This window comes from Curtobacterium sp. MCPF17_031 (assembly GCF_003234035.1).
Taxonomy (GTDB): domain Bacteria; phylum Actinomycetota; class Actinomycetes; order Actinomycetales; family Microbacteriaceae; genus Curtobacterium.
In genome coordinates, this window is sequence record NZ_QKSG01000011.1 from 39,294 (window position 1) to 53,007 (window position 13,714).

Genomic DNA, 13,714 nt, shown 5'->3' on the forward strand with positions numbered 1-13,714 from the left:
GGTGCGGGTGAGGGGCCCGGGAGGCGCGTGACGAGTCGGACTCGTCACGCGCCTCCCGGGTGGCCGCGTCAGCGACCGGGGTGGTGCAGGTGACCGGAGGGTCGAGACCGTCAGGTCAACCCGTGACGGCCTTCACGCCGTCGGCGTACTGCTGGCCGAGCTCCTCGTTGACCTGCTTCGGCGAGCTGCTGCCGTTGAGGACGCTCTGCAGACCGGCGTTCAGCTGGTCGTAGAACGTCGACGTGGGCCAGTCGGGGTAGTACGCCAGACCGTCACGCTCGGTGAGCGTGTTGAAGTTGGCGATGAGTTCCTTGCTCTTCTCGTCGGTGATGTCGGACTCCTTCGCCGCGACCGGGACACCACCGTTGTTGCCGATGATCGCCTGCATCTCGGGACGGAGCGTGATGTCGATGAACTTCTCGGCGAGCGTCTTGTTCTTCGCCTTGGTCGGGACGACCCAGAGGTTGCCGGACGAACCGGGCGACATCTCGGCGCCCGGGTACAGGAAGGTGCCCCAGTCCTGCTGCATCTCGGTGCCGAAGCGGCCGTACCACCACGAGCCGGAGAAGAACATCGGGTACTTGCCGCTGATGAAGGCGGTGCCCGCGTCCTCGGCCTTCATGCCGGTGGCGTCACCGGAGATGTAGCCCTTGTCGGTCCAGTCCTTGATCGTCTTCGTGGCGTACGAGATCTGCTCGTCGGAGAAGTCCACCGGGTTCTTGTACAGCTGGTAGTCGTCGACCCAGCTGCGGTCCGCCTTGGACAGTGCGAGCTGGTACCAGAGCTGGCCGAGCGGGTACTCCGCGGCGGACTCGGCGAGGGGTGTGACGCCCTTCGACTCGAACGTGGCCATCGCCTTCTCGAGGTCGGCCTGGGTCTTCGGGACCTCGACGCCGTACTTCTCGAAGAGCTCCTTGTTGTAGTAGAACTCCACGTACTCGCCGTAGTCGGGCACGCCGTACCAGGAGCCGGAGCCCATCACGCCCTTCGCGTCGTAGCGTGCGGTGGTCTGCAGCGACTTCGCGAGCTCGTCGTCCCAGCCGTACTTCTCCACCGCGTCGTCGAGCGGGCTGAGGAGGCCCTGGCTGGCGAGTAGTCCGGCGGTCGCATTGCCCTTGTTGTACTCGATCAGGTCCGGGGCCTGGTCGGAGTTCAGCGACTGGCTGGCCGTCTTCCGGATCTGCTCGAAGCTCTTCTCCTGGAACTCGACCTTCGCGCCGGTCTCCTTCTCGAAGACCTTGATGGACTCCTTCCAGGCCTTGCCCATGGCGGAGTCCTCGGACTCGAAGTGCCAGAGCTTCAGGGTCTTGCCGTCCTCGTTGCTGCGGTCGTCGGCGCTCCCACCGGCGGAACAGCCGGTCAGGACGACGGCGGTCGCGGCGAGCCCGGCGAGTGCGCCGAGCAGGCGTGACTTCTTCATGTCGCTACTTCCTCGTAGTTGTTGGGGTGTCGCAGTATCGAAGCGCTTCGACAGTGCACGGCCGAAGACGCCGGTGGAGCCGTGTCCGGTCAGTGCACCGGTCGGATGGACCCGCGGTCGATGAACCGCGGTCGGAGGAGTGTGACGCCCGGTTCACGGGCACCGTCGACCTGACGGACGGCGCCCTCCACGGCGCCGCGACACATCTCCTCGAGCGGGAGGGGGATGGTGGACAGGGGGACCTCGAGCGCGTCGGTGTCGTAGCTCGCGCAGGCGGCGACGACCGAGACGTCCTCGGGGACACGGATGCCCCGGGACACGAGGTGGGCCAGGACGGCCTCGACGACGGGCTCGTTGCAGTGGAACACGAGCGCCGTCATGTCGGGCAGGCCGGCGAGCAGCTCGTCGGCGGCCGCACGCTGGTCGACGCGGTCGAGGGACGGGTACAGGGCGAGGGTCGCGATGCCGGCGGACCGGCACTCGTCCTCGAACGCGTCGGCGAACCGACGGATGAAGCCGGTGTGCCGCTCGACGTAGGTGGCGGGGTGCCCGATGACCCCGATGCTGCGGTGCCCCGCGGCGGCGAGCGCCCGGACGGATTCGCGTCCGGCCTCGGCGAAGTCCAGGTCGATGCAGGTCAAGCCCGTGGTGTCACCCGGGACGCCGACGAACGCGGCCGCGGCACCGGAACGGCGCACGACCTCGGCCCGCTCGTCGTCCGTGGAGACGCCGAGCACGACCACCCCGTCGACCAGCGAGCTGTCCACCACGCGACGGATGCCGGTGACCTCGTCGTCGCGGGCGAGCAGGAGGACGTCGTCGTCGTGCGCCCGAGCAGCCTCGACGACCGCCGTGACGAAGCGCATGTGCGTCGGCAGGTGCGCGTCCTCCCGGATCGGGGCGGACAGGGCGAGGATGTTCGTCCGGGCCCCGGCGAGCATCCGGGCACCGGCGTTCGGGCGGTAGTCCAGGTCCGCGACCGCCCGGTCGATGCGCGCCCGAGTGGTGGCGGAGATGCTGCGTTTGCCGGAGAGGGCGTACGAGACGGTCGAGATCGAGACGCCGGCGGCCTTCGCCACCTCGTGGATCGTCACCATGCGCGCACCTCCTCGTGCTCGTTCGTCGCTGTCGTCGGGCGGCTCGTGAAGGGCTTGTGAAGCGCTTCGACGAGCTTGCGACGGCGACGCTAACAGCGTCGAAGCGCTTCGCGCAACCCATTTGTCGGCGATGCCAACAAATGGAGCGCGCCATGTGCCCACCTCCCGTCGGCACCCGACGCGCCCACGCTGGGAAGCGGGACGGACATCACGGATCGGCATCATCCGGACGACGACGAGGGTGCGGACGCGGGTTCCCCTGCCAGGATCGACCGCATGGGGGCACGCAGCGCGCACGTCATCACCGCACTCGTCATCGGCACCGTCGGGGTGGTGACGCTCAGCGGGTGCACGGCCGACGAACCAGCACCGACGAGGACCGTGACCGTCACCGCGACGCCCCGGGCGCTGCCGCCGGGCGACACCGACGTCAGCGCCGCAGCGGTGTGCGGGCAGGTGAGCGCCGTCGAGACCATCACGTTCAACGCCGCCGACGCACACCAGCGCGGTGAGCTCGGGGACGAGGCGTACCGGTCCCGCCTCGACGCCGCGCGCTTCGTCTACGAACGGCTCCCGTCCGTCGGCGACGTCGGCACGTCGGTCGGCGCACTGCAGACGTGGCTGACGGACCACCCGGCCACCGATTCGGCGCTCGCGCTCGACCCGGACGACGTCGGGCTGCAGGACGCCGTCGCGTCGGTCGGGGCGGCCTGCGGCGCGGCCGGGTCGCCGGTCGCCATCTCGGCGGCGTCCGGCGGCTGACGGGAGCGCGGCCCCTCGCGCCGACCGACCGATCACCGCACCGGACCTGCCGCTGCGATGCCCGTCCGCCGGGCTACGCGAGCGGGACCGCCGCCGGCCGGGAGGCCCGGCTCACCACCTCGACGACGCCGTGCGTCCGCCCCGCGGTCACGATGGACTCCATGACGTCGAGCACGTGGAACGCGAGGTCGCCGGAGGCCCGGTGCGGCTCCCCCGACGCGATCGCCCGCGCCATGTCGGCGAGACCGACGCCCCGTCCGGCGTCGGGGAACCCGGCGAGGACGGGCAGTTCCCGGAACGTCCGGTCCGCAGGCGCCGCGATCCGGGTCGGGTCGGAGAACCGGTTCGGGTCGGCGACCGACAGCGACCCGGCGGTGCCGTGCACCTCGAACAGCGGCGCCTCGGTCGCCCACACCTCGAACGACACCGTGAGCGTGGAGACGACCCCGCCCTCGTGCTCCAGGATCGCGACGACGTGGGTGTCGACGTCGACGGGCAGGACCTGCCCGGCGTTCGGCCCGGTCGCGACCGTGCGTTCCCGGGTCGACCGGGTGGTGCTCCCGCTGACGCGCACGACGGACCCGAAGAACGTGACGAGGCTGGTCAGGTAGTACGGGCCCATGTCCAGCAGCGGACCGCCGCCGGGCTGGTAGTAGAAGCCGGGTGCCGGGTGCCAGAGTTCGTGGCCGGGCGCGCTCCACGACACCGCGGCCGCGACGGGCGTGCCGATCCGCCCCTCGTCGAGTGCGGCGCGAGCAGTCTGCACACCGGTGCCGAGCACGGTGTCCGGCGCGCTGCCGACCCGCAGGCCCGCGGTCCGGGCGGCGGCGAGCACCGGAGATGCCTCGGTGGTGCTCAGCGCGAGCGGCTTCTCGCCGTAGACGTGCTTGCCCGCAGCGAGTGCCCGGAGTGCCACCTCGGCGTGCGCGGCCGGGACCGTCAGGTTCAACACGACGTCGACGTCGTCCGACTGCAGGAGCTCGTCGACCCCGAGGGCGTGCACGCCCTGCTCGTCGGCGACCGCCGCAGCCCGGGCGGTGTCGAGGTCGGCGACCGCGGTGAGCCGCAGGTCGGGCAGCGACGGGAACTGCTCGAGGTACTGCCGGCTGATGTTGCCGACGCCGACCATGCCGACGCGGAGGGGTGCGGCGCTCATCGGGCGGCCCACAGCAGGCCGCGCTCGATGATCGTGCGGACGGGTTGCGACTCGACGATCTCGATGCGGTGCCCGGGCGCCGAGACGAAGATCCGCCCCTTGCCCCACTGCCGGGTCCAGATCGCCGGCGAGGTGACCGGGCGGTTCCAGGCGTCCCAGCTCCGGGCCTCCTGGGTGGTGGTGGCGAGCACGTCGTCGTACTCGTCGCTGAGCACCCAGTACTGCTCGCTGACCAGGTCGAAGTCGTCGATGCCCTGCGTGATCGGGTGCTCGCGGCCGAGGTCCGTGACGTGCACCGTGTAGGGGATGTAGTTGTCGGACTGCTCGCCGACGCGCTCGGACGGGTGCTTGCCCGCGTGGTGGGCGAACTGGCCACCGATCATGTGCAGGTAGTCGGCGTTGTCCCGGTACGAGTCCGCGATGCCGCCGTGCCACCCCGCCATGCCGGTGCCGGCGAGGACGGCGCGCTGCAGGCCGTCGAACTCCTCCTTCGCGATGGTGGACATCGTGTTGACCTGCACCACGAGGTCGACCGTGTCCATCACGGCCTGGTCGGCGTAGACGGCGGTGCCCTCCTCGACACGGACGTCGAAGCCGTTGTCGCGGAGGAACGGGATGAACAGCTCGGTGGTCTCGACGGGCATGTGCCCGTCCCAACCGCCGCGGACGACGAGTGCCTGGCGTTGCATGGGTGCTGCTCCTGAGGGATCGGGGGACGGAGTGGTCATCGCGCGGGGATGGTCGTCCAGGCGCTGCCGTCGGCGGCGCTCCGCTGCACGGCGTCCAGGACGTCCTGCACGTGCAACCCCACGGCGAAGGACGGCTCGGGCTGCTGTCCGGTGGTGATCGCGGTGACGAAGTCGACGACCTCGTGGACGAACGTGTGCTCGTAGCCGATCGTGTGCCCGGTCGGCCACCAGTGCGCCATGTACGGGTGCTCCGGTTCGGTGACGAGCACCCGGCGGAACCCCTGCTCCCCCGCCGGAGCGGCCTGGTCGTACACGCGCAGTTCGTTCATGGCCTCCAGGTCGAAGGCGATCGCTCCGGTGGACCCGCTGATCTCGATGGTCAGACCGTTCTTCCGCCCGGTCGCGTACCGGGTGGCCTCGAACGAGGCGACGGTCCCGCCCGGCCGGGCCGCGCCTCCCGTCAGTCGCCCCAGGAACCACGCCGCGTCGTCGACGGTGACCCGGCCGCGCTCCTCCGAGGCCGTGCCGGACAGGCCGACGCCGTCGGCCAACAACGGGCGCTCGTGCACGAACGTCTCGAGCGTGCCACTCACGGAGCCGAGCGTCGCGCCCGTGATGTGCTCGACGAGGTCCACGGCGTGCGCGCCGATGTCGCCGAGCGAGCCGGACCCGGCGAGGGACGCGTCCAGCCGCCACGTCATCGGACCGGTAGCGTCGGTGAGCCAGTCCTGCAGGTACAGCGCACGAGCGTGGCGGACCTCGCCGATCCGGCCGGCCTGCACGAGCTGCCGGGCGAACGCGAGGGCGGGGACGCGCCGGTAGCTGAAGCCCACCATCGAGCGCACCCCGCGCGTCGCGGCCGACGAAGCGGCGGCGACCATGGCCTCCGCCTCGGCGACGGTGTTGGCGAGCGGCTTCTCGCAGAGGACGTGCTTGCCGGCCTCCAGGGCGGCGATCGCGACCTCGACGTGGGAGGACCCCGGCGAGCAGACGTCGACGACGTCGATGTCGGGGTCGTCGACGACTCGACGCCAGTCGGTCTCGGCGCGTTGCCAGCCGAAGCGGTCGCGGGCCGCCTCGGTGCGCTCGAGGTCGCGGCCGACGACGACGGTCATCTCGGGCTCCCGGTCGAGCGGGAAGAAGCGCGGTGCCACCCGCCAGGCCTGCGAGTGGGCGGCTCCCATGAAGCCGTGGCCGATCATCGCGACCCGCAACCGGTCCTCCGTCATCGCATGCTCCCTCGCATCGTGCGTCTGCGGTCGACGCTACGGACGGGCGGGTGGCCGGGACAAGCCGGACGGGAGGACCGGAAAACTTTCGTGGCCGTCTCGCGCCTGCGCGTGGCCGGGTCAGCTGCCGTCGGGTCGGTCGCCGACCTGGGGCGTCGGGTCAGACCGTACCGGCCGCCACGTCGTCCGCGGTGAGCCCGACGGTGTCGTCGACCAGCCGGACCACCACCGTGATGGTGTCGGGGCGGGGGCCGGGCTCGGCGTCCACGACGGAGCGGATGCGTTCACCGACCTCGCGCACGGTCTCCGTCGCGGGTCGAGCACCGTCGACCGCGACCTCCGCGGCGATCCGGACGGCCCCACCGCCGCGGTGGACGTCCACCATGGTCCCCGGCTGACGGAGTTCGAGCTGCGCCGCGACCGCGTCCGCCGCGACCCGCACGATCGACTTCGCCGGGAACACGTGGCTCACGCCGTCGGTCGCACGCGCGACGTCGGTCAAGCGGCGGGACAGCTCCTGGTCGTCTGCCACGGGTGCTCCTAGGGGACGTAGACGTCGTCGAAACGGACGTCGATCTGCTCGATGACGAGTTCGGTGTGACGGGTGAGCACGTCGGCCAAACGACGTCGGAGGCGGTCGGCGGTCTGCTCGGCGACCTGGCCGTAGGCGATGGCCGCGGTCAGGTCGACGGTGATCGGCGTGCCCGGGGTCGAGACGTCACCGGTCAAGGTGCACCGTCCCATCACGATCCCGCCGGTGGTGTCACCGGCGCGGCGGATGAGGTTGCGGACCGCGGCCTCGGTCAGCACGAGCCGCAGCCGCGGGTCCGGGTGGCTGACGGGGACGTCCCGTCCGGACGTGATCTCCGCCCGGATCGTGGTGAGCAGGCCGTCGATCCAGGCGTTCTCGCGGTCGGGGTCGGCGTCGGCACGACGCTGCATGGCGTCGACCGAGAGCTCGCGGAGGCGCTGCATGTTCGACAGGGCGAGACGGCAGGCGGCGGACGACTCGATGTCCGGGTCCTGGGGGGTCCGCCCGCGGTCCAGGTACTCCGCGAGCTCGTCGAAGGTGTGGCCGTCGAGGTCGGCGTCGGGCAGGACGTCGGCAGGCAGGGTCTGGTCGTCGTCGCTCATCGCCACGCCTCCATCTCCCGGAGCAGGAACTGCCGTGCCCGAGCGAGGAGCCCTCGGACCGTCGAGACGGGCAGCTCGAGCGCCTCGCTGATCTCCTGGTAGCTGTACCCGGCCGTCTCCCGCAACAGCCAGCAGCGTCGCTGGTCGGCAGGGAGCCGGTCCAACGCAGCCCACATCGCGTCGAGCTGCAGCCGCGCCTCGACGATACGCTCCGGGCTCTGAGCCGGGTCTGCGGGAGGTTCGATCTCGTCGACGTCGTCGTGGTGCCGGCGTCGGCGGAGGCGGTCGATCGCCTTCCGGGTGACGATCTGCATCATCCACGGCCGGAAGCGGGCGGGGGTGTCGAGGTCCGACAACCGACGCCATCCAGTGAGGAACGACTCCTGCACGACGTCGTCGGACTCGACGTTCGATCCGAGCATCTGTTCGGCGTAGACGCGCATCAGCGGACCGTGACGACGGGCGAGGACGGCGAAGGCCGGTACGTCGCCGTCCACGGCGCGGACGACGAGCGTCGAGTCCTCGGCGCGGCCGAGCGGGTCGTCGTCGCGCATCCTCACCTTCCGCCGGTCCAGGGGTTCGTCCGTCCGGTCGACGGCCGCATCCGAGCATGCTCCGTCGTCCCCGGACTCGCCCGCACGGATCGGATTCGTGACGGAATGCCCGGTCGGTCCGTCCAAGAAGGGGGACCTCGCGACAGGAAGCAGACGATGCACGACCGACCGACTACCGATCCCCGCTCCGTGAAACCTGTCGGACGCGCGGGACCGGACCGTGACGAGCGCTGCCCGAGCCGTTTCGACAGCTGGCACTGCGGGCTCCCGCAGGGGCACGGCGGACTGCACGTCGCCGAGGAGCCCCAGGGTCGGACCACCTGGAACGACGCCCTGGACGGCCGCGACCTCGGCTTCCTCTGACGCCCGCTTCTCGGCGCGGCCTCAGACCGTGTCGTCCGGACATCCGCACGAGCGTCGGAGGACGAGTTCGCCGGGGAACAGTTCGTGCGCGTGGTCGCGGTCGGTCGCCAGCAGACGCGTGACCGCGCTCCGCGCCATCTCGTCGACCGGCTGCCGGAAGGTCGTCAGGCCCGGCCAGGCGTACTCGGCTTCCGACGAGCCGTCGAAGGACGCGATCGCGACGTCCTGCGGCACCCGGATGCCGCGCTCGTGGAAGGCCCGCAGCACCCCGACCGCGGTCCGGTCGGACGCGACGAAGAGGGCACGTGGTCGGTGGCCCCCGTCGTGCGCACCGGTGCCGACGCGGGCCCGGTCGTCGGCGATGCGGTGTCCGGCGGCCCGACCGCCCGGACGGGTGACCTCGGCCGCCACGAACGGCCCGGCCGGCACTCCGGCCGCCGCACAGGCCTGCAGCCACCCGATGTACCGGGGCTCGGTCGGGTCGTCCTGTCCCACGAAGCCGACCGATCCGTAGCCGTGCTCGAGCAGGTGCGTCGTCGCCGCGACCGCTCCCGCGCGGAGGTCGGTGCCGAGACTCGCGACCCCGCGCTCGCGGCTGGCGACGTTGAGGGAGATCCACGGCAGCCCCACGCCGTCGAGCGCCACGCTGTCGAGCGCGGTGTCCCCCGCGAGCACCAGCACCCCGTCGATCTGGCGCGCGGCGAACTCGCGGAACCGGGCGAGCACCTCGTCCGGTCGGAACGACGTGGCCGTCGTGTACAGGGCGTACCCGCGGTCGCGGGCCGCAGCCTCCAGGGTGCTCGCGTACTCGCCGAAGAACGGGTTCGTGAAGACGGGGTCGCTGCTGCTGGGCACGAGGAAGGCGAGGGTGTCCGCGGAGCCGGAGCGGAGGGCGCGTGCGGCCTGGTTCGGTCGGTACCCGAGCTGTTCGACGGCGGCCAGCACCCGCTCCGCCGTGGCGGCGGCCACCGGTGCCGTGCCGTTCAACGTGTAGCTGACGACGGCGTCGCTCACCCCGGCGAGCCGGGCGACGTCACGTCGTGTCGCCTTCCGCGGGGCCGACGTGCCGTTCGTCATGCCCTGCTGCTCCGCACAGAGGCCGGCCCAGGGCGGCGCACACGCGGCCACGCCGCCCGACCGGTCATGCTCCGGACAGCTCGCTCCGGACCGGCAGCGGTGACCCGACGGGCACCGGGGCGTCCCCGAAATCCGGGATCGGCAGCCGCTCGCCGTCCCGCAGCGCGGACTGGAACGCGATGAGGCCGGGGAGCGTGTACCGGGCCGCGACCCAGGCGTTGACGGTGGGCAACGTGCCGCCGTCGACGGCGCGGACGAAGTCGTCGACCAGGAAGCGGTGGCTGCCCTCGTGTCCGTCCGGGGCGACGTCGAACTCGGCCGGGAGGCGCTCGGCCTCCGTCGCGTGGACCTTCGCGTGCCCGGAGCTGAACGCCTCGCGGAGGGACGGCGCGATGTCGGCCAGCAGCGGGTCGTCGGGGCCGATCGCGGGCTCCGAGGCGAGCAGGTCGGAGACGTCCTGCACGCCGTCCTTGTCCTGCCAGACCGAGGTCGCGGCGAGCTGCTCGAAGCTGCCCTCGGTGCCGAACCAGCGGAACCGGCTCTCGCGGATCGGCGACGGGTAGCCGACACGACGGAACTCGTTGATGCGCATCGAGCCCCCGCCGTCCAGCTCGAACAGTGCGGTCATGTTCGAGAAGTCGTTGTCGAACATGCTGACCTGCTTGTCGAACACCCCGTCGTCCCGGTCGTCACGCACGCCGATGCAGCTGACGCTCGTCGCGTGCCGCGGCATAGCACCGAGGACGCCACCGATCGCGTGGGTCGGGTACCACATGGGCGGGTAGCTGGCGGTGGCCTTCCAGTCGTCACCACCACTGAACTTGTAGGCGTCGTAGAACCCGAGGTCCATGTCGTGCAGGTAGTCGCCCTCGGCGTAGAACACCCGGCCGAAGGCTCCCTGTTCGGCCTTCTGCCGCGCGAAGACCGTCGCCGGGTTGTACTGGCTCGTCTCGCCCATCATGTAGGTCAGCCCGGTCGCGCTGACCAGGTCGATGACCTCGGCGATCTCCTCCCGCGTCACGGCCATCGGCACCGCCGAGTACACGTGCTTGCCGGCCTGCAGCGCGCGGGCGACGATCGGCCCGTGCGTCCAGCGCTGTGTGAACACGGCGACCGCGTCGATCGCGGGGTCGGCGAGCATCGAGTCCAGGTCGGCGTACGTGCCGGCGAGACCGAGGTCCTCGACCAGCCGCTGCGCGCGGCCCTCGATGACGTCGGTGGCGTACACGGCCGAGATGCCGGGGTGCAGCTGGAACAGGGCGGCGAAGTGGGACGAGAACTGGCCGGCACCGACCATGCCGAGGGTGAACGTCATGTGCTGTCCTCCTGTGCGTCGTTGCACGCCGCCGGGTCGACGGAGCGTCCAGCAAGTGTGCGGCGAGGGTTTACTCGTGTCAACTGTCAATGGGATCCCCTGACCAGCCGAGCGGCGACGAGCATCACTGGGGTAACACCGCCGCGGCTCGCGCCCGTTCCACCACCGCACGGATCACGTGCGTCTTCGCGTCCGCGTAGTCGTTCATGTCGTCCCACGTCCCGCTGAGCAGCGCCCGCTTCGTCGCCTCGTACAGCGCTCGGTCGTCCGGGTCCGTCCGCAGCCGGTCGCGGAGCAGCAGGTAGTCGTCGACCGCCGTCGCACCACGTCCGTAGACGTGCACGTGCACGTCTCGCGTCGGCGTCCGCACCAGACGGTGGCCGGGCTCACGCACCCGCAGCTCGTACCCGGCCCTCAGGAGCGGCCCGAGGTACGCGGACTCGTCGGTGACGTCCGGCACGACGACGACGAGGTCGACGATCGGTTTGGCGGCGAGGCCCGGCACCGAGGTCGACCCGATGTGCTCGACCTGCACGTCGAGCGGTGCGACCGCGCGGAGGATCCGCTCCCGGTGCTCCGCGAACGTCACTCCCCAGGCCGGGTCGTGTTCGTGCAGTCCGACACGCAGCGCCTCGGGTCCGCCCACGATCTCGACGGTGGTCACGTCACGGCGCTCGACGGCGGTCGCGTCGCGACGGACGGGAGGCTCGTCCCCCGCCCCGACCCCGGGTGCGGCCGTCGAGTCGCGGACCACGAGCGTCGTGGCGAGCTCGACCCGGACCGGCTCGTCCGGCGCACCACTGGCGTGCCCGTCCGTGCCCACGTCGGCGTGCTGGCGCAGCGCCATCCGCGTGGCCCGCAGCGCCATCCGCGTGGCCCGCTCCGCCATCTCCCGCAGGGGCTGCCGGATCGTCGTCAGCGCGGGTCGTGCCCATCGTGCGGGAGCGACGTCGTCGAACCCGACGACGGACAGGTCCCCCGGCACCCGGAGCCCGAGCGACCGGGCGGCGTCGAGCACGCCGAGGGCCTGCAGGTCGTTGCCGGTGACGATCGCCGTCGGCCGGGGAACGGCGGCCAGCAGTTCACGGGCGGCACGTTCGCCGTCCTCGCGGCTGAACCGGGCGACGACGACGGACGGACCGTGTGTGCCGGACGGGTCGGGCGTGACGGAGGTGCGGCGCGCCTCCAGTCCGGCTGCGGCGAGCGCCGCACGGTGTCCTGCCAGCCGGTCGACCGCGCAGGCCATGTCGATCGGCCCGGCGATCGCCGCGATGTGGGCGTGCCCGAGGTCCAGCAGGTGCTGCGTCGCAGCCGCTCCCCCGGCGGTGTTGGTCGCACCGACGACGGGGACGTCGGCGGGCGGGTCGCCGACCGGGTCGACGACCGTGAACGGGATGCCGCGAGCGCGGAGCTGGTCCCGACGGCCAGCGGTGAGTGCCGAGAACTGCAGCACGATCGCCGCGGGTCGTCGGTGCAGGACGCCGGTGATCCAGTCCTGGCCGACGGCGTGGTCCGGGCCGAGCGCGGAGAGGGACAGCGCGTACCCGTGCTCCCGCGCGACGGACTCGACCCCACGGACGATCTCGATCGACCACTCGCTGGCCAGGTCCTCGACGACGAGCTCGACGAGCGACCCGGGACCGGGCGGGGTGTCGCGCTGGGCGTAGCCGGAGCCGGCGAGCAGGCGTTCGACGCGCTCCCGGGTGGGTTCGGAGACGCCGGAGCGGCCGTTGAGGACCTTCGACACGGTGGCCAGGGACACCGACGCCTGGCGCGCGATGGCCTCGAGCGTGGGGCGGGAGCCGGACCGTTCCGCGGGGTCGATGGACATGTGCCGAGTATCCCAGGGCCGATCGGAGCGCTGGAGGCCGCGCGGCGGATCTGTGGAGGAGTGCCGGTACCGACAGGCCGGCGCGGGCTGGCTGCGCGACCACGTCGGTCTCGCCGAGCAGCTCGACGGTGTGCCCCGCATCCGCCGGGCAGCGCAGCCGGAGCGCGTGCGGGGCAGGTGCCGGGACCCGTGGCCCGAGGACTGGGGCGCGCGGACCGACCCTCACCGCCGGGATACTGCCGGTGCACAGCCCCGTCCATCCGGGGGGCTCACGACGAACCGAGGCTGCGATGACCACCGATGCCCGCTCCGCCGGAAGCGCCGACGAGATCGACGCCGACACCGCGATCGCGCCCGACACCGAGTCCAGAGCCGACAACGACCCCGCTGTCGACGACCACCTGGAGCAGGCCCGGCTCCGTGCGCACATCGCCGCGGTCACGATCGAGCTGATCCGGACCGGTGAGACGCTGCGGCCGGACAGCGCTGCGGTGTCCGAAGCCGCCGGCGTCGATCAGGAGGTGGTGCAACGACAGTTCCCGACCTGGGAGAGCCTGGTCGCGGTCGCGGTGATGCGGTGGCACGAGGGCCGGATCGCACCGCTGCTCGCGACGGCCGGTGGTGGTGGCGCCGTCGTGTTCCTGGAGCGCCTGATCGCGGCGAACCTGGCGGACCCGCGGATGATGCGACTGCTCGTGAGCACGCTGACGGCCGGTGCCGACGCGGCGAACCCGGCGGCGCCGTTCTACCGCAACCAGTACGCCGGGTTCCACCGGACCGTGCGCGGACTGTTCGAACAGGACGTCCTCGCCGGCCGCGAACCCGCGACCATCGATCCGAGGCGCGCGGCCGACCAGCTGCTCGCGCTCTACGAGGGACTGCAGCTCCAGGGCATGCTGCGGGATGGTCTCGACGTCTTGGCCGCGTTCCGCGACGTGACCGGACGGCTCCGTCGCGGCTGGGCGGCCGGTGTCGGCGGGGAGGCCGCCGACGGGGTCTACGACATCTGACCGCCGGACGGGAGGTGCGGCTCGGGCCCGGCCCCGGCCTCCAGCCCGACCGGGGGTTGCGCTCGGCCCCCTCGTCG

Annotated in this window: 14 protein-coding genes; 3 read left to right on the forward strand and 11 right to left on the reverse strand. The window is 71.9% G+C overall.

The features are described from left to right. Positions 1-115: 115 nt before the first annotated feature. Positions 116-1,420 (reverse strand): ABC transporter substrate-binding protein, encoded by a 1,305-nt coding sequence (locus DEJ31_RS14590; protein ID WP_111122209.1) that lies wholly within the window; start codon positions 1,418-1,420, stop codon positions 116-118. Between the two features lie 89 nt (positions 1,421-1,509). Beyond that, the gene (locus DEJ31_RS14595; protein ID WP_111122210.1) at positions 1,510-2,517 is read right to left on the reverse strand and encodes a LacI family DNA-binding transcriptional regulator; all 1,008 of its coding nucleotides are present in this window, start codon (positions 2,515-2,517) and stop codon (positions 1,510-1,512) included. A gap of 276 nt (positions 2,518-2,793) precedes the next feature. Here DEJ31_RS14595 and DEJ31_RS14600 point away from each other — a divergent pair, with 276 nt between their 5' ends. Continuing rightward, the gene (locus DEJ31_RS14600) at positions 2,794-3,279 is read left to right on the forward strand and encodes a hypothetical protein (protein ID WP_111122211.1); all 486 of its coding nucleotides are present in this window, start codon (positions 2,794-2,796) and stop codon (positions 3,277-3,279) included. A gap of 73 nt (positions 3,280-3,352) precedes the next feature. On the opposite strand, the gene DEJ31_RS14605 is transcribed toward DEJ31_RS14600, so the two are convergent. The 6 genes from DEJ31_RS14605 to DEJ31_RS14630 all read right to left on the reverse strand — a co-directional run bounded on the left by DEJ31_RS14605 (position 3,353) and on the right by DEJ31_RS14630 (position 8,041). Then, positions 3,353-4,435, reverse strand: a complete 1,083-nt coding sequence (locus DEJ31_RS14605) for a Gfo/Idh/MocA family protein (protein ID WP_111122254.1) — start codon at positions 4,433-4,435, stop codon at positions 3,353-3,355. Further along, positions 4,432-5,124 carry a ThuA domain-containing protein gene (locus DEJ31_RS14610; RefSeq protein ID WP_111122212.1) on the reverse strand — a complete coding sequence of 231 codons (693 nt, stop codon included), beginning with the start codon at positions 5,122-5,124 and terminating at the stop codon, positions 4,432-4,434. Before DEJ31_RS14610 ends, DEJ31_RS14605 begins: the two co-directional genes overlap by 4 nt. Positions 5,125-5,159: 35 nt before the next feature. Then, the gene (locus DEJ31_RS14615) at positions 5,160-6,353 is read right to left on the reverse strand and encodes a Gfo/Idh/MocA family protein (RefSeq protein ID WP_111122213.1); all 1,194 of its coding nucleotides are present in this window, start codon (positions 6,351-6,353) and stop codon (positions 5,160-5,162) included. 160 nt (positions 6,354-6,513) lie between these two features. Further along, positions 6,514-6,885, reverse strand: coding sequence for a hypothetical protein (locus tag DEJ31_RS14620; protein ID WP_110904811.1), 372 nt, complete (start codon positions 6,883-6,885; stop codon positions 6,514-6,516). 8 nt (positions 6,886-6,893) lie between these two features. Beyond that, complete coding sequence (locus DEJ31_RS14625) at positions 6,894-7,487, reverse strand: hypothetical protein (RefSeq protein WP_146240645.1); 594 nt, start codon at positions 7,485-7,487, stop codon at positions 6,894-6,896. Then, positions 7,484-8,041 (reverse strand): RNA polymerase sigma factor, encoded by a 558-nt coding sequence (locus DEJ31_RS14630; protein WP_110904854.1) that lies wholly within the window; start codon positions 8,039-8,041, stop codon positions 7,484-7,486. Before DEJ31_RS14630 ends, DEJ31_RS14625 begins: the two co-directional genes overlap by 4 nt. A 189-nt stretch (positions 8,042-8,230) precedes the next feature. Here DEJ31_RS14630 and DEJ31_RS17315 point away from each other — a divergent pair, with 189 nt between their 5' ends. Then, entirely contained in the window at positions 8,231-8,404 is a 174-nt protein-coding gene (locus DEJ31_RS17315) for a hypothetical protein (RefSeq protein WP_181421681.1), read from the forward strand. A 21-nt stretch (positions 8,405-8,425) separates the two neighbouring features. On the opposite strand, the gene DEJ31_RS14635 is transcribed toward DEJ31_RS17315, so the two are convergent. From DEJ31_RS14635 to DEJ31_RS17725, 3 genes are all read right to left on the reverse strand, one after another. Further along, entirely contained in the window at positions 8,426-9,481 is a 1,056-nt protein-coding gene (locus DEJ31_RS14635) for a LacI family DNA-binding transcriptional regulator (RefSeq protein ID WP_110904808.1), read from the reverse strand. A gap of 64 nt (positions 9,482-9,545) precedes the next feature. Then, positions 9,546-10,796 (reverse strand): Gfo/Idh/MocA family protein, encoded by a 1,251-nt coding sequence (locus DEJ31_RS14640; RefSeq protein ID WP_110904807.1) that lies wholly within the window; start codon positions 10,794-10,796, stop codon positions 9,546-9,548. 124 nt (positions 10,797-10,920) lie between these two features. After that, positions 10,921-12,627: a GrpB family protein gene (locus DEJ31_RS17725; protein ID WP_111122214.1), complete on the reverse strand. Its 1,707-nt coding sequence runs from the start codon at positions 12,625-12,627 to the stop codon at positions 10,921-10,923. Positions 12,628-12,917: 290 nt separating this feature from the next. On the opposite strand from DEJ31_RS17725, the gene DEJ31_RS14650 reads away from it, so the two are divergent. Continuing rightward, on the forward strand, positions 12,918-13,637 hold the full coding sequence (locus tag DEJ31_RS14650; protein ID WP_110904806.1) for a TetR/AcrR family transcriptional regulator: 720 nt from the start codon (positions 12,918-12,920) through the stop codon (positions 13,635-13,637). Positions 13,638-13,714: the final 77 nt, after the last annotated feature.